We start from the raw sequence: 23547 nt of genomic DNA on the forward strand, positions 1-23547 counted from the left end.
ACCTACTTGCCACCCGTCACATCCAGAAAAGTCCCGGTGACAAACGATGCCTCCGCGCTGGCCAGCCACAAGATGGCCCGCGCCACCTCTTCCGGCTGACCGCCCCGCCCCATCGGGATCGAATCTTTCACGCGATCAACCCGCCCCGGCTCGCCGCCGCTGGCGTGCATATCGGTATAGATGTGCCCCGGGCGAATGCAGTTAACCCGAATTCCCTCGCGCGCGACTTCCTTGGCAAAGCCGATGGTGAAAGTTTCCAGCGCGCCTTTCGATGCTGCGTAGTCGACGTATTCATTGGGACTGCCCAGGCGCGCGGAGGCAGACGAAATATTGATCACCACGCCACCCGTTCCGCCGTGGCGCAGAGACATGCGCTTCACCGCCTGCTGCGCGCACAGTATCGGCCCCAGAGCATTGACTGCGAAGATGCGCTGCATGCGTTCGAAGCTGAGGCCCTCCATGCGTGACTGTTTTGCCAGAACGCCTGCGTTATTGACCAGAACGTCGATCCGTCCAAATGAGCGATCGACGGCCGAGAACAGTTCAGCAACCTGCTCGGGGTCAGCACTGTCAGCACGCACCGCGATGCCTTTGCGCCCCAACGCTTCGATATCCGCCATCACCTCAAGAGCGGCAGACTCGTTGGCGACGTAGCTGATGGCGACGTCGTAGCCTTGCGCGGCGGCGAGTCGGGCGGTGGCGGCGCCGACTCCGCGACTGCCGCCGGTGATCAGAATCAGCGGTGCTTGCGAGACTTTATCCATGCGACGTTCTCCTGAGCAGTTGGCCTATGTCAGCCGATGATGATGGCGCCGCTGGCGATGACCACGCATGCCAGCATCCTGCGGACGGTGAGCTTTTCACCGAGGAACAAATAGCCGAGCAATGCCGCGAACAGCACGCTGGTTTCGCGCAGGGCCGACACCGCGCCCAGTGGCGCTTCGCTCATCGCGTAGATAACGATTGCGTAAGCCAGTAAGGAAACCAGTCCGCCGCCCACAGCGGCGAGCATGCCGGGCCGTACGGAAAACAGACTGCGGGCGTCGCGCAGGCCGATATACACCAATGGCATCAACACACCCCACAGGGCGCTCATCCACACCGTGTACGCGAGCGGCGCACCGGAAAGCCTGGCGCCAATGCCATCGACGACGCTGTAGGCGGCGATGAAACAACCGGTACCCAGCGCATATGGCAGGCTCGGCACCGACAGGCTGCGCCCTCGGAACGCCAACGAGATGATCCCCCCGGACACCAGACCAATGCCGAGCAGTTCGCCGGGGGTTATGGTTTCGCCGGCAAACAGCGCGGCGCCGAGGGTGATCAGCGCTGGCGACGACCCACGGGAAATCGGATAGATCTGCCCTAGATCGCCGACCCGATAGCTGCGTACCAGAAACAGGTTGTAGCCGACATGCAGCAGTGCCGAGAGCAGCGCGTAACCCCAGCTCTCAGGTGCAGGCGGGGCCATGAAAGAGGCGGCGATGGCGCAGACGATGGCGATGGCCACGCACATCATCGTCATCGACCAGAGCCGATCGGCGCCACCGCGCAGCAGCGCGTTCCAGCTGGCGTGCAGGAGCGCGGCGAACAGAACGAGGAGTACGAGATGGATTGGCATGCAGCATTCTAGGCATCCCTGGCATTGGCCTTACAGTGAAGTCTCCTCATTACACCGTGAGCAATTACTCATACTTCAGCGCTGTGCGCTCTGCACCTTCAACGCTTCACTGAGCAACCATTGACGAAATCTGAGGATGTGCGGCTGGGCTTCGATGCCTTTGGGACAGACGAAATAATAAGCAAGCGGCGAAGTGAACGGCACATCGAACAGCCTCACCAGACGGCCGTCGGCAATTTCATTTTCGACATGGCCGCTGCGCACCAACGCCACTCCCTGGCCGAGCAACGCAGCTTCCACCGTCATGTTGGTGTCGCCAAACCTGACGCCTTCGCGCAGCGGTAAAAACTCCAGCCCGACGGACTGAAACCACACCTCCCATTTCGGCGCCAACTCGGCGCCGTCGCGAATGAGTAACGGCATCTGCAGCAACTCGGCGGGACTGCCCGGCCTGCCGACGCGCTGCAGCAGTTCGGGACTGGCCACGGGAAACACCTGCTCACCGAACAGGAACTCCGAATACAGACCGGGATAATTGCCTTTGCCCAAGCGAATGGCGACATCGGCTTCGCCGCTGGCGAAATGGATGATCGTGTCCGTGGTATCCAGCGACACCAACAACTCCGGGTGCAGGCGCGACAGATTCGGCAAGCGTGGCAGCAGCCACTTCAAGGCAAACGAATAAGTGGTGCTGACGGTCAGGCGAACCCTGTCCTTTTGCTCGCGCAGATCCTCCAGCGTTGCTTCAAGGCTGATGAAAAACTCGCGCACGATCGGCGCCAGCGTCGCCCCCGCTGTTGTAAGGCGCAACGCCTTGCCGCGCTCGAACAATTGCAAGCCCCAAAGTTCTTCAAGGTGCCGGAGCTGATGACTGACGGCGCTCTGGGTCACGTGCAACTCTTGAGCGGCAGCGGTGAACGTCGGGTGTCGGGTGGCCACTTCAAAAGCCCGCAGGGTCGCGGTCGGGGGCAGGTCGCGCATAAAAATGATCCGGGGACGATAAATGTCAGAGCATGAGGTTGCGCTCATGTTAGAGCGAAACTCCCTTGGTTGCCCGTTCCGCGATATTGGCGTATTGCTCCGGCAAGTGGGCGAGGTGCTGGTAACAGCGAGGTATTTAATCGCCGGATAATCCTCCGCGCGCAGCGTCGGTCGCAATCATTGCAGATCAAGCAACACAGAATTGCCTTCAGGCCGATTGTTAGCCCCCTAACGAAAAGTGCATGCTAGAGGGCTGCCTCGGCGCTTATATCATTCCGAATGATAGTTACCTTTGCTTCATTCGATTCGTGCCATCACACCCGCGCCGAGCATCATCCGCCCATCTTCAATACTTCGGCGGATTGCATCCATGGAACAATCACTCAAACATTTGCGCTTCCCGTTGGCCATGCTGGCCGTACTGGTGATGAGCGCCTGCGGCAAAACTCCGGAGACTGCCGGCGCCCCGCCCGCTGCCAAAGTCAGCGTGGCCAAGGTGCTGGAACAACCGGTCAACGAGTGGGACGAATTTACCGGGCGCCTCGAAGCGCCGGAAACCGTTGAAATCCGCCCACGGGTTTCGGGCCAGATCGATCAGGTCGCGTTCACCGAAGGCGCGCTGGTCAAGAAAGGCGACCTGCTGTTCCAGATCGATCCGCGTCCGTTCCAGGCCGAGGTACGCCGCCTCGAAGCTCTGGTTGCTCAAGCCCGCGCCACCGCCACTCGCAGCGAAAACGAAGCCGCTCGCGGTGAACGTCTGCGTACCAGCAACGCCATTTCCGCTGAACTGGCCGACTCGCGCACCAGCGCTGCCCAAGAGGCCCGCGCCGCCGTCGGTGCTCTGCAGGCACAATTGGACCTGGCCAAACTGAATCTGAGCTTCACCCGCGTGACCGCACCGATCAGCGGCCGCGTCAGCCGCGCCGAAATCACTGCCGGCAACCTGGTGACCGCCGATACCACCGCACTGACCAGCGTCGTCTCCACCGACAAGGTCTACGCCTATTTCGACGCCGACGAACGCGTGTTCCTCAAATACACCCAACTGGCCCGCAACGGCCAGCGTGGCGCCACTACGCCGGTATACATGGGCCTGTCCAACGAAGACGGCAACCCGCACCTCGGCCAGATGAACTTCGTCGACAACCAGGTCAATCCGAAAACCGGCACCATCCGTGGTCGCGCAGTCTTCGACAACGCTGACGGCACCTACACCCCGGGCTTGTACGCACGGCTGAAACTGGTCGGCAGCGGCACCTACAACGCCATGCTGATCAATGACGAAGCCGTGGGCACTGACCTGGGCAAGAAGTTCGTGCTGGTGATGGATGGCGACAACAAGACCGCCTACCGCGCCGTAGAACTCGGTCCGAAGATTGAAGGCCTGCGCATCGTCCGCAACGGTCTGAACAAGGACGACACCATCATCGTCAAGGGCTTGCAACGGGTTCGTCCTGGCTCACCGGTCACCCCTGAGGTGATTCCGATGGCCAGCGAGCAGACCCTCGCCGCCCTCGCTCAACAACGTCAAGCGCTGGAAGCCAGCAACCTGCCCAAAGTTGCCCCTGCCAAGGGTGCATCGGGTTCGGCTGCGAAGCTGGCTGCTACGACCCCACGCGGTTAAGGGACGACAACTCCGATGAATTTTTCCCAATTCTTCATTTCCCGGCCGATCTTCGCAGCGGTGCTGTCGCTGTTGATCCTGATCGCCGGTGCGATCTCGCTGTTCCAGTTGCCGATCAGCGAATACCCGGAAGTCGTGCCGCCGACCGTGGTCGTGCGCGCCAACTTCCCGGGCGCCAACCCCAAAGTCATCGGTGAAACCGTGGCCGCTCCGCTGGAGCAGGCCATCACCGGCGTCGAGAACATGCTGTACATGTCCTCGCAGTCGACCGCCGACGGCAAGATCACCCTGACCATCACCTTCGCCCTGGGCACTGACCTGGACAACGCGCAGGTGCAAGTGCAGAACCGGGTGACCCGGACCGAGCCGAAGCTTCCCGAGGAAGTAACGCGCATCGGTATCACCGTCGACAAGGCATCGCCGGACCTGACCATGGTTGTGCACTTGACCTCACCGGACAAGCGCTACGACATGCTGTACCTGTCCAACTACGCGATCCTCAACATCAAGGATGAGCTTGCTCGCCTCGGTGGTGTCGGTGACGTGCAGTTGTTCGGTATGGGCGACTACTCGCTGCGCGTCTGGCTTGATCCGAACAAAACCGCTTCGCGCAATCTGACCGCCACCGATGTGGTGACCGCGATTCGCGAGCAGAACCGTCAGGTCGCCGCCGGTCAACTGGGCGCGCCCCCTGCCCCGACCGCGCAAAGTTTCCAGCTGTCGGTCAACACCCAAGGCCGTCTGGTCTCCGAAGAAGAGTTCGAGAATATCGTCATTCGCGCAGGCGACGACGGTGAGATCACTCGCCTGAAGGACATCGCACGCATTGAACTGGGTTCCAGCCAATACGCCTTGCGCTCGCTGCTGAACAATCAGCCGGCTGTAGCGATTCCGATCTTCCAGCGTCCCGGTTCCAACGCCATCGACATTTCCAATGAAGTGCGCGGCAAGATGGAAGAGCTGAAGAAAGGCTTCCCGCAGGGCATGGACTACAGCATCGTGTATGACCCGACGATCTTCGTTCGTGGCTCGATCGAGGCGGTGGTGCACACCCTGTTCGAAGCGCTGATCCTCGTGGTGCTGGTGGTGATTCTGTTCCTGCAGACCTGGCGCGCCTCGATCATCCCGTTGGTGGCGGTGCCGGTATCGTTGATCGGTACGTTTGCGGTCATGCACCTGTTCGGTTTCTCGCTCAACGCCCTGTCGCTGTTTGGCCTGGTACTGGCCATCGGTATCGTGGTGGATGACGCCATCGTCGTGGTGGAAAACGTCGAACGGAACATCGAACTCGGCCTGACGCCGGTCGAAGCGACCAAGCGCGCCATGCGGGAAGTGACCGGGCCGATCGTGGCCACCGCACTGGTGCTGTGTGCGGTGTTCATTCCAGCGGCGTTCATTTCCGGCCTCACCGGGCAGTTCTACAAACAGTTCGCACTGACCATCGCTATCTCGACAGTGATCTCGGCGTTCAACTCGCTGACCCTGTCGCCAGCATTGGCCGCTGTGTTGCTGAAAAGCCACGACGCGCCGAAAGACCGCTTCTCGAAAGTGCTCGACAAGATCTTCGGCGGCTGGCTGTTCCGTCCATTCAACCGCTTCTTCGATCGCGCCAGCCATGGCTACGTCGGCACCGTGCGCCGGGTTATCCGTAGCAGCGGCATCGCCCTGCTGGTGTATGCAGGCCTGATGGTACTGACCTTCTTCGGTTTCTCCAGCACGCCGACCGGTTTCGTACCCGGCCAGGACAAGCAATACCTGGTGGCCTTCGCGCAATTGCCGGATGCCGCGAGCCTGGATCGCACCGAAGACGTGATCAAGCGCATGTCCGACCTCGCGCTGAAACAGCCGGGCGTGGAAAGCGCCGTAGCGTTCCCGGGCCTGTCGATCAACGGTTTCACCAACAGCCCGAACGCCGGCATCGTCTTCGTGACGCTGAAACCGTTCGACGAGCGTAAAGACCCGAGCATGTCCGCCGGCGCGATTGCCGGCGCCTTGAACGGCCAGTACGCGAACATTCAGGAAGCGTACATGGCGATCTTCCCGCCACCGCCGGTACAAGGTCTGGGCACCATTGGTGGTTTCCGCCTGCAGATCGAAGACCGGGGCAACCTGGGCTACGACGAGCTGTACAAAGAAACCATGAACATCATCAACAAAAGCCACAACGTGCCGGAACTGGCCGGTCTGTTCACCAGCTACACGGTGAACGTGCCGCAGGTCGATGCCGCCATCGACCGTGAAAAAGCCAAGACCCACGGCGTGGCCGTCAGCGATATCTTCGACACCCTGCAGATCTATTTGGGTTCGCTGTATGCCAACGACTTCAACCGCTTCGGGCGCACCTATCAGGTCAACGTTCAGGCTGAACAGCAGTTCCGTCTTGAGTCCGACCAGATCGGTCAGCTGAAAGTACGCAACAACAAAGGCGAAATGATCCCGCTGGCGACCTTCATCAAGGTCAGCGACACCTCGGGGCCGGATCGGGTGATGCACTACAACGGCTTCATCACCGCTGAAATCAACGGTGCCGCAGCCCCGGGCTACAGCTCTGGCCAGGCGGAAAAAGCCATCGAGAAACTGCTCAAGGAAGAACTTCCGAACGGCATGACCTATGAGTGGACCGACCTGACCTACCAGCAGATTCTGTCCGGCAACACCGCGCTGTTCGTGTTCCCGCTCTGCGTACTGCTGGCGTTCCTGGTGCTCGCCGCACAATACGAAAGCTGGAGCCTGCCACTGGCGGTGATCCTGATCGTACCGATGACCCTGCTGTCGGCCATTACCGGTGTGATCATCTCCGGCGGTGACAACAACATCTTCACCCAGATCGGCTTGATCGTACTGGTGGGACTTGCCTGTAAAAACGCGATTCTGATCGTCGAGTTCGCCAAGGATAAGCAGGAAGAAGGCCTCGATCCGCTCGCTGCGGTACTGGAAGCCTGCCGCCTGCGTCTGCGGCCGATCCTGATGACCTCGTTCGCGTTCATCATGGGTGTGGTGCCACTGGTGTTCTCCAGTGGTGCCGGTGCCGAAATGCGTCACGCCATGGGTGTGGCAGTGTTCTCCGGGATGCTCGGGGTGACCTTCTTCGGTCTGCTGCTGACGCCAGTGTTCTATGTACTGATCCGTAACTTTGTCGAACGCGGCGAGCAGCGCAAAGCAGCCAAGGCGCACACTCTTCAAAAGCCACTGGAGGCGCAACAATGAGTCTGAAAGTCTTCCTGCCGAGTCTGCTGGTGCTGGCCCTCAGCGCCTGCGCCGTCGGCCCCGACTACAAGACCCCAGCTACGGAGGCGGCCAACATCACGACCGCCACCGACGGCGCCGCCGGGCAAAAGAACTTCGACCGTTCGAAATTCGAAGGCATCTGGTGGCAGCAATTCGATGATCCGACACTCAACCAGTTGGTGACGCAATCGCTGCAAGGCAACCGTGAACTGCGCGTGGCGTTCGCCCGCTGGAAAGCCGCCCGGGCGATCCGCGACGACGCCAGCAATGACGCGATGCCGACCATCACCAGCCGCGCCAGCAGCGACTTGGGCAAGGGCCAGATTCCCGGCCAGACCACCGACCGGGTCAATAGCGAGCGCTATGACCTCGGTCTGGACATGGCCTGGGAGCTCGACCTGTTCGGCCGCATCCAGCGCAATCTGGAAGCCAGTGACGCCGACCAGCAGGCCGCCGAAGCCGATCTTTACCAGTTGCAAGTCACCATGATTGCCGAACTGGTCGACGCTTACGGTCAACTGCGCGGCGCCCAGCTGCGGGAAAAGATCGCCGTGGCCAACCTGAACAACCAGCAGGAGTCGCGCAAGATCACCATCAGCCTGCGTGACGCCGGTGTCGGTGATCAGCTCGATGTCGAACGCGCCGATGCGCGTCTGGCCAACGTCGAAGCCACGGTGCCGCAGTTGCAGGCGGAACAGGTTCGGCAGAAAAACCGTATCGCTACCCTGCTCGGTGAGCGCCCGGACAAACTGACCGTCGACCTGAGCCCGAAGGATCTGCCGGCCATCGCCAAGGCGCTGCCGATCGGTGATCCGGGTGAACTGCTGCAACGTCGTCCGGACATTCTCAGCGCCGAACGGCAATTGGCTTCGGCCACTGCGCGCATCGGCGTGGCCAAGGCCGACCTGTTCCCGCGGGTCAGCCTCAGCGGCTTCCTCGGCTGGACCGCCGGACGTGGCTCGCAGATCGGTTCCTCGGCAGCCAACGCCTGGGCACTCGGCCCGAGCATCACCTGGGCTGCGTTTGACCTCGGCAGCGTCCGCGCCCGTTTGCGCGGTGCCGATGCTGACGCCGAAGGCGCGCTGGCGAACTACGAGCAACAGGTGCTGCTGGCGCTGGAAGAATCGGAAAATGCCTTCAGCGATTACGGCAAGCGTCAGCAACGTTTGATCTCGCTGATCCGTCAGAGCGAATCGAGTCGCAAGGCCGCTGATCTGGCGGAAATCCGCTACCGCGAAGGCACCACCGATTTCCTCGTCCTGCTCGACGCCCAACGTGAGCGCCTGAACGCCGAAGACAGTCAGGCACAGGCCGAAGTCGAGCTGTATCGCGGCATCGTCGCGATATACAAGGCCCTCGGCGGTGGCTGGCAACCGGAGACGGTCGCCAGCAAGTAAAGGTTGTTAAAGAGCTCCTTTGGTTGGCCGCAACCAACCAAATTTTTTGCCCCGCGTATCATTCGGTCGCGGGGTTTTTTTATGCCTGTTTGCAGCACTGGGATTTTTTGTGGGAGCGAGCCTGCTCGCGAAAGCGTCAGGTCAGACATATCAGCGGTGGCTGATACTCTGCCTTCGCGAGCAGGCTCGCTCCCACAATGGATCAGCGGTGATCCTCCAGGACGGTGACAGTGGCGGTTGTACCGGCGCGCAGGCGATTCTTGCCGGCAAAGTCACCATCAATCCCAATGCGCACCGGCACCCGTTGCGCGAGCTTCACCCAGGTGTAACTCGGGTTGATGTTTGCCAGCAATCGGCTGCCGGGCGCGTTTTCGCGGTCGGCGATGGCGAAGGCGATGCTTTCCACTGTGCCGCCGAAGCGCTCACCACTCATCAATTGAATGCGTACCCGATCACCCTCCGCGATTCGCGGCAGCTTGGTTTCTTCGAAATAGCCGCTGACGTAGAACGAATCACTGTCGACCAACGCCAGCAGTGCCCCGCCCGCCTGTGCGTAATCACCCTGGCGGGTAAGCAGGTTGGTCACGTAACCGCTCACTGGCGATTCGACGCGGGTGCGCTGCAAGTCCAGTTCAGCCTGGGTCAGCGCGGCAATTGCCAGTTGCACATTGGCCTCGGCCAAGCCGAGGTTAGCCTGATTGCGCAACAGATCCGCCTGGGCAACCGCTACGTCGGTACTGGCCTTCTCCCATTCTTCACCGGAAATCGCGAAGCCCTGCTTCAGCGTCCGGCGCCGGCGCTCCTCGCTCTGACGTTGTTTGAGCAACGCTTCACTGGCGACGATTGCCGCTTGCGATTGCCCCAGCGAGGCCTTGGATACTTCCACCGAGCGTCGGGCATGCTCGACCGCCAGTTGATAGCGCGCCGGATCGATCTCCAGCAACAATTGACCTTTGTCGACATGCTGGTTGTCCTGCACCGCCAGTTTGACGATACGCCCCGAAACATCCGCCGACAGCGTCACCACGTCCGCCCTCACCCGGGCATCCCGAGTCCACGGTGCGCGGGTGTAATACTCCCAGGCGAACCAGCCGAGGATGATCGCCAGGATCACCACTGCCACGGTCATCATTCGTGCAACTAGTGCTTTCACGACATCAGGCTCCCATCAACAGAATCAGCGTGGCGCAGACACAGGCGTACAGCGCGCCTTCGAACAGCGCTTCATGCCAGACCAGGCGCAGTACGCCCAGGCGGCGCAAGCACCAGTCCAGCAACATGAAAATCGGGATCGCCAGTAACAGAGCCTGGGCAATCGGCGGCAGATAAACCCCGCCAATTTCGAAATCAATGGGCAAGTTGCGGTTCTCCTTCCAGACCTTGAGGTTGCAAATGTTCGCCGTGGCGCTCGAGGAACGACACCACAATCAGCAGCGCCACACGCATGCGAAAAACCGACCATAAATGTTCATGGCTGGCGGCGTGCAGCTCGTCCAGCTGATCTCCGAGTTGGTGCAACGTCGCCAGCAGCGCCGGGAGCTGGACATCGTCGCGACCGGCAACCAAACGACCGGTCTTGCGTAACGCCGATGCCAGGCGCTGGCTGAACGCATCGGTGAGTAACGCGTTGTTCTGCGCCTGCTGCCTCAGCTGATGCATGGCCACGCCCAGGGCTACGCAAGCCAGGCTGATTTCATACAAGCGTTGCATGGCGCGATCGTTTGCCGCTGGCAGCAGGCCGAGCATGCTGGTCAGGCGATCGGTCATCCGACTCTCGAAGGCGAATTGTTGTTCATCGGTGGCCGGCATTTTGCTCAGTTGGTACACCTGCTCCCGCGCTTCGCCGTACAGGCGCCGGATGCGCAAGCCCGGGCGGAACGGGAAGATCAGCGCATAAACGATCAAGGCCAGCATCGCTGCACTGACGTAGGCGCCGGCGAATTCGAACCATTGGATCGCCGTATTCTGCCCAGTGCCGGTATTTTGCGGCCCGAGCATGAGGAAACTGGACAGGCCCAGGCCCATGCCGATACCGGCGGTGGCCGGACTGGAAATGCCCACGGCAATGGCATACAGCAGCGGCGCCAGCAGCAAGGCCAGCAGCTCGAAATCACTGATCGCGGGCACCAGCATGAATTGATAGAACGCCGACACCACCAGCGCCAGACCCAAACCTCGCGCATAGCTTTGCGCAGCCATGAGCGGACGCGGAAACGTCGCCATCAGCGAGCAGAGAATCCCCACCAGAATCATTCCGCCGCGCGCGCCATCCCACGCCGTTTCGATCCAGATCAATCCGCTGACCAACAGCGCGGTAAAGGCGCGAATGGCGTTCATCGAGGCCAGGGTGAAATCCAGATGCAACGGACTGCTCTGGCCGCGATAGAGGCAACTGGCCGGGCGCCCTTCCTGAATGGCGTCGCTCAGTTCGAGAATCTGCTCCAGTTGCTGCAGCAGGCGCGCCTGCTCCCAACGCAGCGCCCAGGCCAGTGAACGCAGGGTCGCGCTCATGTTCTCGGTCTGCTGCTCGGCCTTGTACGCCAACGCTTCGAATTGTTGCTGCAAGGTGACGAAACGTTGCCGGTCCGCGCCAGACAGCGCGCGGCCCTGTTGCGCCAGTTGCTCAAGCAACGCCAGTTCCTCGGCCCGCAGCTGCTGCACCTCCAGCGGCAGATCGCCCTCCCAGCGTTCGATGAGCAATTCGCGCTGATGCCGTAGCGCGGTCAGTCGCGAGGTCAGCAGCATCAGTTGATTGCCGAGCAGCAACACCAGATTGTCGGCATCGCGCAAACGTGGGGCATCGAAATACAAATGGCGCCGCAACCCCTCCAGTGCGCTGATCTCGCCGAGCAGTTGCATCTGCCGACGCTGAAAATCGGCTTCGCTTTCTTCCGTGCGAAGCACTTCGGCGGCGTGGCTGGCGGCCAGTTTGATCACCTGATCGATTTTGGCGAAATAACCTTTGGCCACTGCTTCAGGCCGGGCTGTGAGCAGGCTCACCACGCACACGCAGGCAACGGCCAGCAGGGTTTCAGTGACGCGGGTGACCGCTAGCAAAAACGTGCCTTCCTGATCCGGGATTGCCAGCAAGGCCACCACCACTGCGGTGTAGCCACTGAGCACGAACGCCTGGGAACTGGTGTAGCGCAGCAAGGTGCCGCCCGCGGTGCACAGCGCCAGCCACAACGCCAATGTCGTGATGAACGGCAGCGGCGCCTGAGGGAAAATCGCCATGATCAGCACCGCCACCGCGGCACCCACGGTGGTGCCGACCACTTGGCCGAAACTGCGCGCCAGTGCCATCCCTGCCAATGGCTGACTGACAATCACAACAGCCATGATCGACCACTTCGGTTGTTCGAGATCGAAAATGAACGCCAGATATAGGGTCAACAGCCCGGCGGCGATGGTCCGCAGGGCAAACAGCAGAACAGCCTGACCGGGATGGATCAAAGCCTTGAAATAAGCGAACAGCGCTGGCATGGGCACACTCTTTAAAACGACTTCTGCAAGCGTAGACATTGCAGCAAAAGCCTGACGGATTTCACAGTCGACACGTGTTGTAGGACGATTCGCCGGCAACGGTTTGACTCCCGCGCCAAGCTGAACGAAGCTTGCCGCTCTGCTCAAGTTCGAAGCTTTCGGAAACCCCGCATGACTCAGTCCCGCCGCAACCTGCTGATCGGCCTAGGCCTCGTACTGATCCTCGGCGTCGTCTGGCTGTCATGGCGCAGCAGCACACCGACCATTCCCGATGCTATCAAACATGGCTACAGCGAAGCGCTGAACGCCGCGCGCACTGGTGAACCCGGAGCGGCGCGCCAGTTGTACCAGCAATTGGGCCGCCCGGACATCTCGGTCAAACGCCGGGTCTGGCTGCACGGCGAGCTGCCCAACTACCCCAGCCCGCAGGCCTTGAAACTGGCTGACATCGACCTGCATCACGAAGCGCCGCAAGTGCGCGTCGCCGCGATCAAAAGCATCGTCGGTCTGGTGCCCGGCGGGCAACGCAGCTTGTTGCTTGGGCCGTTGCTCGACGATGAAGAACAAACTGTCCGTTTCGCTGCGATCAATGCCCTGCTCGGCCTGAGCCCGGATGAATTGGGTTTGTACTTCGCACCGCTGCAGCAGGCTATTGATGGCTGGCAGCAGACACTGGAAAGCCAGCCGGAAAGCGCCGCCAACTATGCGCAACTGGCCCGTCTTTATATCCACAACGCCGAATACAAACAGGCCCAACAGGCGTTGGACAATACCTTGCGTCTGGAACCGGGCAACCTGGCGGCGCTGGTCATGCAGATCGATGTGCTTGACCGCCAGGGCCAGAGCGATGCCGCTCGCCAGTTGCTCGCACGTCAACTCAAGGCGCAGCCTGATTCCGCCTATCTGCAACATGCCCTCGGCCTGTGGCTGCTGCACCACGGCCAGCGCGAATATGCCCTGCTCGGCCTGTCCAAAGCCGTCGAGCTGGAGCCGGACAACAAGGATTATCGCTACGACCTCGCCACCACCCTGCACAGCGCGGAAGAACTGGAAGCGGCGCAAAAACAGCTGCAGGAAATCGTCCAGCGCCACCCCGCCGACCGCAAGGCACGGGTGTTGCTGATCAACTACTGGAAGGAAAGCGGACAACTGCAGAATGTGCAGATCCTGTTGGCGCAACTGGAGCAGCTGAATCCGGACGACCCGGCCTTGCAACAAGGTCTTTAATCCAGTCAGGGCGGACTCAATTGGCCGCCCGTCCAAGAAAAAGCGGAACCGTGAACACGCCGTGAGGTCAAGTTACTCAGGCGGCTCACTCTAGCCAGCCGCCGGATTACCCTAGTCATAAGAGGGCGTTTTTTGACTACATCAAACGAGTTGATCAGTGCAAAGGCCGCCGTCGGCATTGTAGGTCTGGATGACATCCTTGCCGGTGGCTTGTCTCGCGGCCATGTGTTTTTGCTCGAGGGGGAACCCGGGACCGGCAAAACCACCGTGGCGTTGCATTTCCTGCGCGCCGGTGCGCTGGCAGGGGAACGCTGCCTGTACATCACTCTCTCGGAAACCGAGAAAGAACTGCGTCAAGGTGCGCTCTCCCACGGTTGGGAGCTGAACGAAAACATCAAGATCTTCGAGCTGACACCGCCGGAAAGCCTGCTCAATGCCGAGCACCAGCAAAGTCTGCTGTATTCCTCGGACCTTGAACTGGGTGAGGCGACCAGGCAGATTTTCGAAGTGGTCGAACGCTTCAAACCGACCCGCGTAGTGCTCGACAGTCTCTCGGAGATCCGTCTGCTGGCGCAGAGCTCGTTGCGCTATCGTCGGCAGATTCTGGCGATCAAGCATTACTTCGTGCGCTACGACGCCACCGTCCTGCTGCTCGACGACCTGACCACCGAGTCCCTCGACAAGACCGTGCACAGTGTCGCCCACGGCGTGATTCGTCTTGAAGAGCTGACACCGAGCTACGGCGCTGAGCGTCGCCGCGTTCGAGTGGTCAAGTATCGCGGGCAGAAATACCGTGGCGGTTTCCACGACTTCACCATCATGGGCGACGGCGTCCATGTTTTTCCACGCTTGGTAGCGGCGGAACATCGCGGCGACTACCCACGTCTGCAGCTGTCCAGCGGCATCCCGCAAATGGACGCCCTGCTCGGCGGCGGCATCGAGACCGGCTCAAGCACGCTGATTCTCGGCCCGGCCGGTACCGGTAAATCGCTGATCTCGATGATCTTCGCCGCCGCAGCGGTGGCTCGAGGCGAAAAAGCCGCGCTGTTCATTTTCGATGAAGAGCTGGGCCTGCTGTTCGAACGCATGCGTCATCTCGGTATCGACCTCAAAGCCTTGCAGGCCACCGGTAATCTGCTGATCGAACAAGTAGACGCCGCCGAATTGTCTCCCGGTGAGTTGTCCCATCGCGTGCGGCGTTGCGTCGATGAGCTGGGTATCAAAACCGTGGTAATCGACAGCATCAACGGCTATCAAGCGGCGATGCCGGAAGAAAACGCGCTGGTGCTGCACATGCACGAGCTGTTGCTGTACCTGAACCGCAAAGGCGCGGCGACTTTCATGACGGTCGCCCAGCACGGTCTGGTGGGCGATATGCAGGCGCCGGTCGATATCACTTACCTGGCCGACACGGTGATTCTGTTGCGCTACTTCGAAGCCCTCGGCAAAGTCCGCCGGGCGATCTCGATTATCAAGAAACGTACCGGCAACCACGAGTCGACCATCCGTGAATACCGGATCTCCTCGCATGGCATGACCATCGGCCAACCGCTGGAATCCTTCCAGGGCGTGCTGCGTGGCGTGCCGACCTACATGGGAGCGAGCAATCCATTGCTTGAGGATGAAAGCTTGTGACGGTCAACACGCCGTTGGCCGAGCGGGTGCTGGTGCTGGCGCCCATGGGTCGCGACAGCCAGATCGCGTTGATGATCCTCAACGAAGCCGGCTACGGCGGCATGGTGGCGCCGAATCTCGGCGCTTTATGCACCGAGCTGGAGGTCGGTGCCGGACTGCTGGTGATTGCTGCTGAAGCGCTGCGCGGACCTGAACTGGAAGGGCTAATCGCCTACCTTGACCAGCAGCCCGCGTGGTCGGACATGCCAATTGTCCTGCTGACTCATCATGGCGGTGATGAACAAGGGCCGCCGTCGCGCCTCAGTACCCTGCTGGGCAACGTGACGTTTCTCGAGCGCCCCTTCCATCCCGCGACGCTGGTCAGCCTGGTCTCCGCCGCGCTCCGTGGGCGACGACGACAATATGAAGCGCGCGATCGGCTGATCGACCTGAGTGAAAGCGAACGCCGCCTGCAATCGACTCTGGAAACCCTCGAGCAGCAAGTCGAAGAACGCACCGCACAACTTCGCCACAACGAAGAAGCTCTGCGCCAATCGCAGAAAATGGAAGCGGTCGGCCAACTCACTGGCGGCATCGCTCACGACTTCAACAACATGCTCACTGGCATCATCGGCAGTCTCGAATTGCTGCGTCGACGTCTGGCCCGAGGCCGCACGGAAGACCTCGACAGCCTGATCGATCTAGGTGTGACGTCAGCGAACCGCGCCGCCGGCCTGACTCACCGTCTGCTGGCGTTCTCGCGCCGTCAGTCACTCGACCCGAAAGCCGTGCAAATGAACACGCTGGTGCTGTCGATGGGCGAGCTGCTGCAACGCAGCCTCAATGAAAGCATTCATCTGGAAATGCGCCTGGACGACAATCTCTGGGTTGCCGAGGCCGATCCCAATCAACTGGAAAGCGCCCTGCTCAACCTGGTGATCAATGCCCGCGATGCGATGCCCGAGGGTGGCAAGCTGGTGGTGGAAACCAGCAATCAGGTGCTGCATCGCGAATTCACGGCTGCGTACAGCAATCTGGAGCCGGGCGATTACGTGATGCTCAGCGTGACTGACAACGGCAGCGGCATGCCGCAGAGCGTGGTCAGCCGTGCGTTCGATCCGTTTTTCACCACCAAGCCGATCGGCCAGGGCACCGGCCTCGGGCTGTCGATGATCTATGGCTTCAGCAAGCAGTCGCGCGGGCATGTGTCGATCGACAGTGAAGTCGATCAAGGCACCACGGTAAAACTCTACCTGCCGCGTTTCCGTGGTGAAGAAGTGGAAATTCCCGTCTCGGATTCGCAGCAGGCTCCGTATGCGATGGATGGCGAAACCGTACTCATCGTCGAAGACGATCCGGCTGTGCGCGTGTTGGTCAGCGCCGTGCTCAGTGAGTTGGGTTATGCGTTCGTGGAGGCCGGTGATGCCGACGGCGCCATGCCGATTCTCAACTCGACGCAACGCATCGACCTGCTGATCAGCGATGTTGGCCTACCGGGGATGAACGGTCGTCAACTGGCGGAGGTTGGTCGGCAATATCGGCCAGGTCTGAAAGTGTTGTTCATCACCGGTTATGCCGAGCACGCGGCGGTGCGCGGTGGCTTCCTCGACTCGGGAATGCAGATGATCACCAAGCCATTCACGTTTGATCTGCTCACCGCCAAGGTGCGGGAGATGATCAATAGCTGAATCTATAGGAGCTGCCGAAGGCTCGGCAGCTCCTGCATGAGAATCAGGCCAGCAACTCCTGAATCTTTTCCTGCAACACATCCAGATCGAACGGTTTTTCCAAAATCGGTGCGCTGTTGGTAATCGGGCTGCCGGTCTCACGGATTTCCTGCGGATAGCCGCTGATGAAAATCACTTTGAGGTCCGGTCGCAATTTCACCGCCGGATCGGCAATCTGCACGCCGGAGATCCCGCCCGGCAGGCGGAAATCGGTAATCAGTATGTCGAGATGAGGTTTGCTGGCGAGGATCTCGAAAGCCTGCTCGCCATTTTCCGCTTGCAACACGCGATAGCCCTGCCCCGACAGGTAATCCGTCAGGACCATCAAGATAACCGGTTCGTCTTCGACGACGAGTACTACATCTTGCGCATCTACGCTCATGGGAAGCCTTTGTTCGGTCAATAGCTGCTGATACGACCGTGTGGTCACTCAGAGGTTGCGTCGGATATGCCGTTTTCCTGGATCGGCAGACAAACGCGAAACAGGGCGCCTTCGTTGATTTCACTCTCGACGACGATGGAGCCGCCATGGGCGGCGACGATCTGCTCGGAAATGAACAGACCCAGCCCGAGCCCGGCCACCACCGTCTTGGCGGACACCCGTTCGAACTGCTGAAAAATACGCTTCTGGTTCTCGGCGCTGATGCCGATGCCGTGGTCCTGAACTTCGACCCGCGCCTCCTCGCCCTCGCGATAGACGCGCACCTGAATCGGGCTGCGACCACCATAACGCAAGGCGTTGGTCAGCAGATTGGACACCACTTGCTCGATGCGGAACTCGTCCCAGCAACCTTCTACCGGCGCCGATGCCTCGAAGGAAACGCTGGTTTCTGCCGCTTCCATTTGCGAGGCAAAATTCTGCAGGAGATTGCTGACCAGTTGCACCAGATCGAAACGACTCGGGCGGATCGACAGTTTGCCGGTGCGGATTCGCGAGACATCGAGCATGTCTTCGATCAGGCGAATCAGGCTTTTGATCTGCCGCTCATCGCGGTCGACCATCGCCTGCATCTTGTCGAGGGTGAACGCTGAGGCGTTGTCTCGCGCCAGATGCATTTTACGCAACTGGGTTTCGAGAATCAGGCCATTGAGCGGCGTACGCACCTCGTGGGCGACGATGGACATGAAGTCATCACGCATGCGCACCGCTTGTTCCAGCTCCAGCTGGGTGCTTTGCAGCTGTTGCAGCAGCGCTTCCTGCTCACGCCGGGCCTGCTCCAACGCCTCGACCTGCTGCTTCATCGCCTTGCTCTGGCGATACAGATCGACGAAAACGTTGACCTTGCTCTTCACCGCATGGATATCCAGCGGCTTGTGCAGGAAGTCCACCGCACCGCTTTCATAGCCTTTGAACGCGTAGTTGAGTTCTCGGCCGGCAGCGCTGACAAAGATGATCGGAATGTTCTTGGTCTTCTCTGTACCGCGCATCAGCTCGGCGAGTTCGAAGCCGTTCATGCCGGGCATCTGCACGTCGAGAATGGCCATGGCGAATTCGTGCTGCAGCAACAGCGACAGTGCTTCGTCCGCCGACAGAGCCTTATAGACCGTGCGATCCTCGCGCTTGATCAGCGCTTCCAGCGCCAGCAGGTTTTCTGGCAGATCGTCAACGATCAACAGTTTGGCTTGGATATTACTCAGCATGCGATTCGTTCCAGCTCGACTAGCAGACGGCCGATGCCGTGAATGGGTAGGACATGATCCGGCTGCAGAACGTTCAGTGCAGCCTGGGGCATGGTGGCGACTTGTGCATCCTCGGGGTCTTGAACAATGGTCAGGCCGGCGCAACGCTTGACGTAAGCGAGCCCGCGCGCGCCATCGTGATTGGCGCCGGTCAGCAGGACGGCGGCGAGTGTCTGGCCATAAACATCGGCGGCGGATTCAAACAGGTAATCGATTGAAGGCCGCGAATGATGTACGCGGTCCTCCAGGCTCAGTGACAAGCTGCGATCCGCTTCGACCGACAAGTGATAACCGGGCGTGGCGAAATACACCGTGCCGGCTTCAATGTCCTGCTTGTCTTCAGCTTCCTTGACCGGCATCGCCACACGGCGGGAGAACACTTCGGCCAGATGACTGCGGCGTTCTTCCGGCAGATGCAAAACGATGATGATCGGCAGCACATAGCCTTTGCGCAATGGCCCGAGCAGGGTCAGCAGCGCCTCGACACCGCCTGCGGAGGCGCCGATCACGACAGCCTCGATGCGAGGCAGGCTCGGGGTGTCGTTCATGATTTGCGGTAGATCCGTTCTTGTTTGACCAACGCCTCGAACTGATTCGAATAGTTGGAAAAATCCAGGGTTTCCTTGCTGCCCAACACCAGAAAGCCGCGATGCGACAGTGATTCATGGAACAGCCCGAATGCCCGGTCCTGCAGCTTCTTGTTGAAGTAGATCAGCACATTGCGGCAGGAAATCAACTGGGTTTCGGAGAACACGCTGTCGGTGGCCAGACTGTGGTCGGCGAATGTCACGTTCTCGCACAGGCTCTTGTCGAAAATCGCGTAGCCATAGGCTGCCGTGTAGTAATCGGCAAACGAACGCTGGCCGCCGGCCTGCTGGTAATTGGCGGTGTAGGCGCGGACGTTTTCCATGGAGAAAATCCCTTGCTTGGCCTTCTCCAGCGAGCGCGGGTTGATGTCGGTGGCGTAGATGATCGTGCGGTCGAGCAGGCCTTCTTCGCGCAGCAGAATCGCCATCGAATAGACCTCCTCGCCCGTGCTGCAGCCGGCAATCCAGATCTTCAGCGACGGATAGGTGCGCAGCAGCGGCACCACTTCGTTGCGGATCGCCAGGAAGTGCGAAGGATCACGGAACATCTCGCTGACCGGGATCGTCAGCAGTTGCAGCAGCTGCATGAACGCCGTCGGGTCGTGCAGGACTTTCTCTTGCAGGGCCGAGATGGTCGCGCACTCGAACTGACTCAGCGCGTGCTGCACCCGGCGCTTGATCGAAGCGCCGGAGTAGTCGCGAAAGTCATAGCTGTACTTCAGGTAAATCGCCTCGATCAACAAGCGTAATTCGATTTCGCTGTTGCGCTCGGCTGAACTGCTGCGTTCCACTAGATGCGTTCCATTTTCGGTAACCACACACGTATCAGCGAGAACAGACGATCAAGGTCGATGGGCTTGGCCAGGTAATCGTTGGCGCCCGCTTGCAGGCAGCGCTCCTGATCGTCCTTCATGGCCTTGGCCGTTACCGCGATGATTGGCAACTTGCGCCAGCGCGGATCCTTGCGGATTTCCATGGTGGCTTCGAAGCCATCCATTTCCGGCATCATCACGTCCATCAGCACCAGATCGATGTCCTCGACTTCATGAAGTTTCTCAATCGCTTCGCGGCCATTACGGCCGATCACCACGACTGCGCCTTTGTGTTCCAGTGCACTGGTCAGGGCGAAGATGTTGCGCACATCGTCGTCCACCAGCAGCACTTTGCGACCTTCAAAGACCTTGTCGCGGCTGCGCGCGGTCTTGAGCATCTTCTGCCGTTCATGGGACAGCTGCGATTCGACTTTGTGCAGAAAGAGTGTGACCTCGTCGAGCAACCGCTCCGGGGAGCGTGCGCCCTTGATGATGATCGAGCGTGAATACTTGCGCAGCTCGGCCTCTTCATCGCGAGTCAGGTTGCGGCCGGTGTAGACAATGACCGGCGGGAACGAGCAGATGTCCTCGGTGGACATGCGCTTGAGCAGATCGTTGCCGAGCATGTCCGGCAGCTTGAGGTCGATGACCATGCAGTCGTAGATGGTCGTGCGCAGCAATTCCAGGGCGTCCTGGGCCAGGCCGACCGCAGTGATTTCGATGTCTTCGTCGCCAATCAGCCGCGCGATGCTTTCGCGTTGCAGATCGTCGTCTTCGACCAGCAGCACGCGCTTGACCTTCTGCGTCAGCTTGGCCTCAAGACGGGCGAACACGTCCTTGAGCTCTTCGCGGGTGGTCGGCTTCACTGCGTAGCCGATGGCGCCCATGTGCATGGCGGCTTCGACGCGGTCTTCCACGGAAATCACGTGCACCGGAATGTGCCGGGTTTCGGCGCGTTCTTTCAGGCGTTGCAGCACGGTCAGACCGGAATGATCCGGCAGGCGCATGTCGAGCAGGATCGCATCCGGCACGAATTCGCGGGCCAGGTCGTAACCTTCATCGGCACCGTGGGCGACCAGACACATGTAACCCAACTCATGGGCCAGGTCATAGAGGATACGGGCGAAGTTCGGTTCATCCTCCACCACCAGAATGCAGCGCGTGGCGAACGGTGCCTTGTCGCGATCGTCGGCGAAGCGCGGGATAACCGCTGGAATTGCTGATTTCAGCGGTGCCGCAACGGCCACTGGTGGAGCCACCGCAGGCGCGGTATGAAAAGTCAGCGGCGCGGCCGGCGTTTCGCCGAATTCGTGATACTGACGCGGCAACACCAGGTTGAACGTGCTGCCCTGCCCCGGTACGCTGTCGACGCTGATCGAGCCGCCCAGCAACGTTGCCAGATCCCGCGAGATCGACAGGCCGAGGCCGGTACCGCCGTACTTGCGGTTGGTGGTGCCATCCGCCTGACGGAACGCTTCGAAGATACTTTCCTGCTGATCCGCAGCGATACCAATCCCGGAATCCCTGACGCTGAAAGCGATGTGATCATTCGGCTGCGCGGTGATGCTCAGGCTGACGGCGCCGTGCTCGGTGAACTTGATCGCGTTGGACAGCAGGTTCTTGATCACCTGCTCCAGCCGCTGCCGGTCGGTGAACAGTAAGCCGGGAGCGTCCGGCTGAACCTCGACGGTGAAAGCAAGGTGCTTGTCGGCAGCAAGCGGTTCGAACATCGAGCGCAAGCCATCGACCAGACGATCGACGCGGGTGTTTTCGGCAATCACTTCAAGCTTGCCGGCCTCGACCTTGGAAATGTCGAGGATGTCGTTGATCAGGTTGAGCAGATCGTTGCCGGCCGAATAGATCGATTCGGCAAACTTGACCTGTTCCGCCGACAGATTCTGCTGCGGGTTTTCCGCCAGCAGCTTGGCCAGAATCAGCGAACTGTTGAGCGGCGTGCGCAGTTCGTGGGACATGTTGGCGAGGAATTCGGACTTGTACTTGCTCGAGCGTTGCAGCTCTTCGGCACGCTCTTCGAGTTGAATCTGCGCCTGATTCAACTCGGTGTTTTTCTTGTCCATCGCATCGCGCTGTTCGGCGAGCTGCTCGTTGGTCTGCTCCAGCTCCACTTGCTGGGTTTCCAGATGCGCCTGGGATTCCTTGAGAATCCGCGACTGTTCTTCCAGCTCTTCGTTGGCGGTCTTCAGCTCTTCCTGCTGCACTTGCAGCTCTTCATTGAGCTGCTGGGTTTCGGCGAGCACTTCCTGCAAGCGTTGACGGTAACGCGCCGCTTCGATCGAGGTGCCGATGTTGCCGGCAATCAGCTCCAGCAGCTCGATGTCGCGCTCGGACAGCGGACGCAGGAAACCCAGTTCGATCACGCCATTGACGCGGTCATCATCACTGGTAGGCACCACCAGCACACTGTGCGGCAGGCCTGCGCCGAGGCCGGAGCTGACTTTGAAATAGTCGCCAGGGACCGCGTCGAGACGGATCAGGCGTGCCTGTTCTGCGACTTGGCCAACGATGCCTTCGCCGCTGTAAATCGTTTGATTCAGTTCTTCCTGCTCGCGGGAGAAGCCATAAGTCGCCACGCGCTTGAGGCCGCCATGTTCTTCACGCACATAAAGCGCAGCGACGGCAGTGCCAAGGTATTGCGCGCAGAATTGCAGAATGTTGCGCCCCAGCAGGTTCAGCGTCAGTTGCCCCAGCACCTGCTCGGCCAATTGTGTCTGGCCGTTGCGCAGCCACGCCTGCTTCTCCAGGCGTTCGGCGCTGGCCTGTTGCGCCGCGAGGTTGGCGCTGTAATTGGTCGACAGATTGACCAGGTCACGGCGGCCGATGTAGGCCAGCAAACCGCTGATACCAACGATGAAAATCAGATAAAGGGTGATGCTCCAGATGGTGGTGCGACGCACATCCTCGTTGCGCGTGGCGCGCAGCACTTGCTCGGTCTCGATGACGTCCTCGAATTGCTTGCGGATTTCATCGGTCAGGCGCTTGCCCCGCCCAGCCTTGACCGCACCGCGATAATCGCCGCTGCTGCGCTGCAGGTCGATCATCGATTGCGCGTAGTTGGCCCATTCCACCTGCAACGCTTGCAGGCGACGCAAGCGGTCGGTCTGCACCGGATTATCGGCGGTCAGCTCCAGCAACGTATTGAGAGCGACGTCGATACGCGGCTTGGCAACTTCGTACGGGTCGAGAAAGTGCTCGTCACCGCTAAGCAGATAGCCGCGCATGCCGGTTTCGAGATCGACAGTGAGTTTCACCGCCTCATTGGCGTTATTGATCACCCGGTCGGTATGCTCGACCCACTGGATGACGGACAGCAAATAGGTGATCAGTGAGACGAAAAACACCGCACTGAGCACGCCGACGCCCAGCGGCAGGCTGACGTTGCGACTCAGAAGTTTGCGGAACCGTTGTTCATCAACCGAGGACGGAGAGGACATGGGGCAGCCTTGTCGAACTGTTGAAAACCCGAGAGTTTGCCCCAAAACCCCGCCATGGATCCATTTTTCTCACACAAATGATGGCATTTTCCTACGCACACCTGCGCATTGGAC

17 protein-coding genes are annotated in these 23547 nt (G+C 60.3%); 6 read left to right on the forward strand and 11 right to left on the reverse strand.

The window, feature by feature from the left end:
* Positions 1-2: 2 nt before the first annotated feature.
* From AB9L16_RS13675 to gcvA, 3 genes are all read right to left on the reverse strand, one after another.
* On the reverse strand, positions 3-764 hold the full coding sequence (locus AB9L16_RS13675; RefSeq protein WP_375122237.1) for an SDR family oxidoreductase: 762 nt from the start codon (positions 762-764) through the stop codon (positions 3-5).
* Positions 765-793: 29 nt separating this feature from the next.
* Complete coding sequence (locus tag AB9L16_RS13680) at positions 794-1621, reverse strand: EamA family transporter (protein ID WP_375122238.1); 828 nt, start codon at positions 1619-1621, stop codon at positions 794-796.
* Positions 1622-1696: 75 nt separating this feature from the next.
* Entirely contained in the window at positions 1697-2602 is a 906-nt protein-coding gene (gcvA, locus tag AB9L16_RS13685; RefSeq protein WP_252886271.1) for a transcriptional regulator GcvA, read from the reverse strand.
* A 370-nt stretch (positions 2603-2972) separates the two neighbouring features.
* Between gcvA and mexE the strand changes: the two genes are divergently transcribed.
* The 3 genes from mexE to AB9L16_RS13700 are packed head-to-tail and all read left to right on the forward strand — an operon-like array spanning position 2973 to position 8851.
* On the forward strand, positions 2973-4226 hold the full coding sequence (mexE, locus tag AB9L16_RS13690; RefSeq protein ID WP_039761553.1) for a multidrug efflux RND transporter periplasmic adaptor subunit MexE: 1254 nt from the start codon (positions 2973-2975) through the stop codon (positions 4224-4226).
* Between the two features lie 15 nt (positions 4227-4241).
* Positions 4242-7433, forward strand: coding sequence for an efflux RND transporter permease subunit (locus AB9L16_RS13695; RefSeq protein ID WP_041480270.1), 3192 nt, complete (start codon positions 4242-4244; stop codon positions 7431-7433).
* Positions 7430-8851, forward strand: coding sequence for an efflux transporter outer membrane subunit (locus tag AB9L16_RS13700; protein WP_150635171.1), 1422 nt, complete (start codon positions 7430-7432; stop codon positions 8849-8851). The genes AB9L16_RS13695 and AB9L16_RS13700 overlap by 4 nt, the downstream gene beginning before the upstream one ends.
* Positions 8852-9053: 202 nt before the next feature.
* Here AB9L16_RS13700 and AB9L16_RS13705 read toward each other — a convergent pair whose 3' ends face one another.
* From AB9L16_RS13705 to AB9L16_RS13715, 3 genes are read right to left on the reverse strand one after another with little or no spacing between them, the layout of a single operon-like run.
* Positions 9054-9983, reverse strand: a complete 930-nt coding sequence (locus AB9L16_RS13705; RefSeq protein WP_375123771.1) for a biotin/lipoyl-binding protein — start codon at positions 9981-9983, stop codon at positions 9054-9056.
* 25 nt (positions 9984-10008) lie between these two features.
* Positions 10009-10209: a DUF1656 domain-containing protein gene (locus tag AB9L16_RS13710; RefSeq protein ID WP_016774855.1), complete on the reverse strand. Its 201-nt coding sequence runs from the start codon at positions 10207-10209 to the stop codon at positions 10009-10011.
* Complete coding sequence (locus AB9L16_RS13715) at positions 10199-12334, reverse strand: FUSC family protein (protein WP_150635169.1); 2136 nt, start codon at positions 12332-12334, stop codon at positions 10199-10201. The genes AB9L16_RS13710 and AB9L16_RS13715 overlap by 11 nt, the downstream gene beginning before the upstream one ends.
* A gap of 171 nt (positions 12335-12505) precedes the next feature.
* Here AB9L16_RS13715 and AB9L16_RS13720 point away from each other — a divergent pair, with 171 nt between their 5' ends.
* The 3 genes from AB9L16_RS13720 (at position 12506) to AB9L16_RS13730 (ending at position 16863) form a co-directional block, all read left to right on the forward strand.
* Positions 12506-13561: a tetratricopeptide repeat protein gene (locus AB9L16_RS13720; protein WP_375122239.1), complete on the forward strand. Its 1056-nt coding sequence runs from the start codon at positions 12506-12508 to the stop codon at positions 13559-13561.
* Between the two features lie 132 nt (positions 13562-13693).
* Positions 13694-15196, forward strand: coding sequence for an ATPase domain-containing protein (locus tag AB9L16_RS13725; protein ID WP_056789781.1), 1503 nt, complete (start codon positions 13694-13696; stop codon positions 15194-15196).
* A complete protein-coding gene (locus tag AB9L16_RS13730) occupies positions 15193-16863 on the forward strand; it encodes an ATP-binding protein (RefSeq protein WP_056789778.1) in 1671 nt (556 codons plus the stop codon). Before AB9L16_RS13725 ends, AB9L16_RS13730 begins: the two co-directional genes overlap by 4 nt.
* 43 nt (positions 16864-16906) lie before the next feature.
* Here AB9L16_RS13730 and AB9L16_RS13735 read toward each other — a convergent pair whose 3' ends face one another.
* From AB9L16_RS13735 to AB9L16_RS13755, 5 genes are read right to left on the reverse strand one after another with little or no spacing between them, the layout of a single operon-like run.
* The gene (locus tag AB9L16_RS13735; protein WP_056789776.1) at positions 16907-17284 is read right to left on the reverse strand and encodes a response regulator; all 378 of its coding nucleotides are present in this window, start codon (positions 17282-17284) and stop codon (positions 16907-16909) included.
* A gap of 44 nt (positions 17285-17328) precedes the next feature.
* Positions 17329-18543, reverse strand: a complete 1215-nt coding sequence (locus AB9L16_RS13740) for an ATP-binding protein (RefSeq protein ID WP_375122240.1) — start codon at positions 18541-18543, stop codon at positions 17329-17331.
* On the reverse strand, positions 18537-19130 hold the full coding sequence (locus AB9L16_RS13745) for a chemotaxis protein CheB (protein ID WP_150635166.1): 594 nt from the start codon (positions 19128-19130) through the stop codon (positions 18537-18539). The genes AB9L16_RS13740 and AB9L16_RS13745 overlap by 7 nt, the downstream gene beginning before the upstream one ends.
* Positions 19127-19960 carry a protein-glutamate O-methyltransferase CheR gene (locus AB9L16_RS13750; RefSeq protein WP_016774863.1) on the reverse strand — a complete coding sequence of 278 codons (834 nt, stop codon included), beginning with the start codon at positions 19958-19960 and terminating at the stop codon, positions 19127-19129. The genes AB9L16_RS13745 and AB9L16_RS13750 overlap by 4 nt, the downstream gene beginning before the upstream one ends.
* Entirely contained in the window at positions 19960-23433 is a 3474-nt protein-coding gene (locus AB9L16_RS13755; RefSeq protein ID WP_375122241.1) for a response regulator, read from the reverse strand. The genes AB9L16_RS13750 and AB9L16_RS13755 overlap by 1 nt, the downstream gene beginning before the upstream one ends.
* Positions 23434-23547: the final 114 nt, after the last annotated feature.

The sequence above is a fragment of the Pseudomonas sp. LW8 genome (genome assembly GCF_041956865.1).
Taxonomy (GTDB): domain Bacteria; phylum Pseudomonadota; class Gammaproteobacteria; order Pseudomonadales; family Pseudomonadaceae; genus Aquipseudomonas; species Aquipseudomonas siliginis.

Bases quoted from the DNA above. Each gene is read 5' to 3' on its own strand.
- AB9L16_RS13675 (WP_375122237.1), bottom strand. From the start codon at position 764: ATGGATAAAGTCTCGCAAGCACCGCTGATTCTGATCACCGGCGGCAGT.
- AB9L16_RS13680 (WP_375122238.1), bottom strand. From the start codon at position 1,621: ATGCCAATCCATCTCGTACTCCTCGTTCTGTTCGCCGCGCTCCTGCAC.
- gcvA (WP_252886271.1), bottom strand. From the start codon at position 2,602: ATGCGCGACCTGCCCCCGACCGCGACCCTGCGGGCTTTTGAAGTGGCC.
- mexE (WP_039761553.1), top strand. From the start codon at position 2,973: ATGGAACAATCACTCAAACATTTGCGCTTCCCGTTGGCCATGCTGGCC.
- AB9L16_RS13695 (WP_041480270.1), top strand. From the start codon at position 4,242: ATGAATTTTTCCCAATTCTTCATTTCCCGGCCGATCTTCGCAGCGGTG.
- AB9L16_RS13700 (WP_150635171.1), top strand. From the start codon at position 7,430: ATGAGTCTGAAAGTCTTCCTGCCGAGTCTGCTGGTGCTGGCCCTCAGC.
- AB9L16_RS13705 (WP_375123771.1), bottom strand. From the start codon at position 9,983: ATGATGACCGTGGCAGTGGTGATCCTGGCGATCATCCTCGGCTGGTTC.
- AB9L16_RS13715 (WP_150635169.1), bottom strand. From the start codon at position 12,334: ATGCCAGCGCTGTTCGCTTATTTCAAGGCTTTGATCCATCCCGGTCAG.
- AB9L16_RS13720 (WP_375122239.1), top strand. From the start codon at position 12,506: ATGACTCAGTCCCGCCGCAACCTGCTGATCGGCCTAGGCCTCGTACTG.
- AB9L16_RS13735 (WP_056789776.1), bottom strand. From the start codon at position 17,284: ATGAGCGTAGATGCGCAAGATGTAGTACTCGTCGTCGAAGACGAACCG.
- AB9L16_RS13740 (WP_375122240.1), bottom strand. From the start codon at position 18,543: ATGCTGAGTAATATCCAAGCCAAACTGTTGATCGTTGACGATCTGCCA.
- AB9L16_RS13745 (WP_150635166.1), bottom strand. From the start codon at position 19,130: ATGAACGACACCCCGAGCCTGCCTCGCATCGAGGCTGTCGTGATCGGC.
- AB9L16_RS13755 (WP_375122241.1), bottom strand. From the start codon at position 23,433: ATGTCCTCTCCGTCCTCGGTTGATGAACAACGGTTCCGCAAACTTCTG.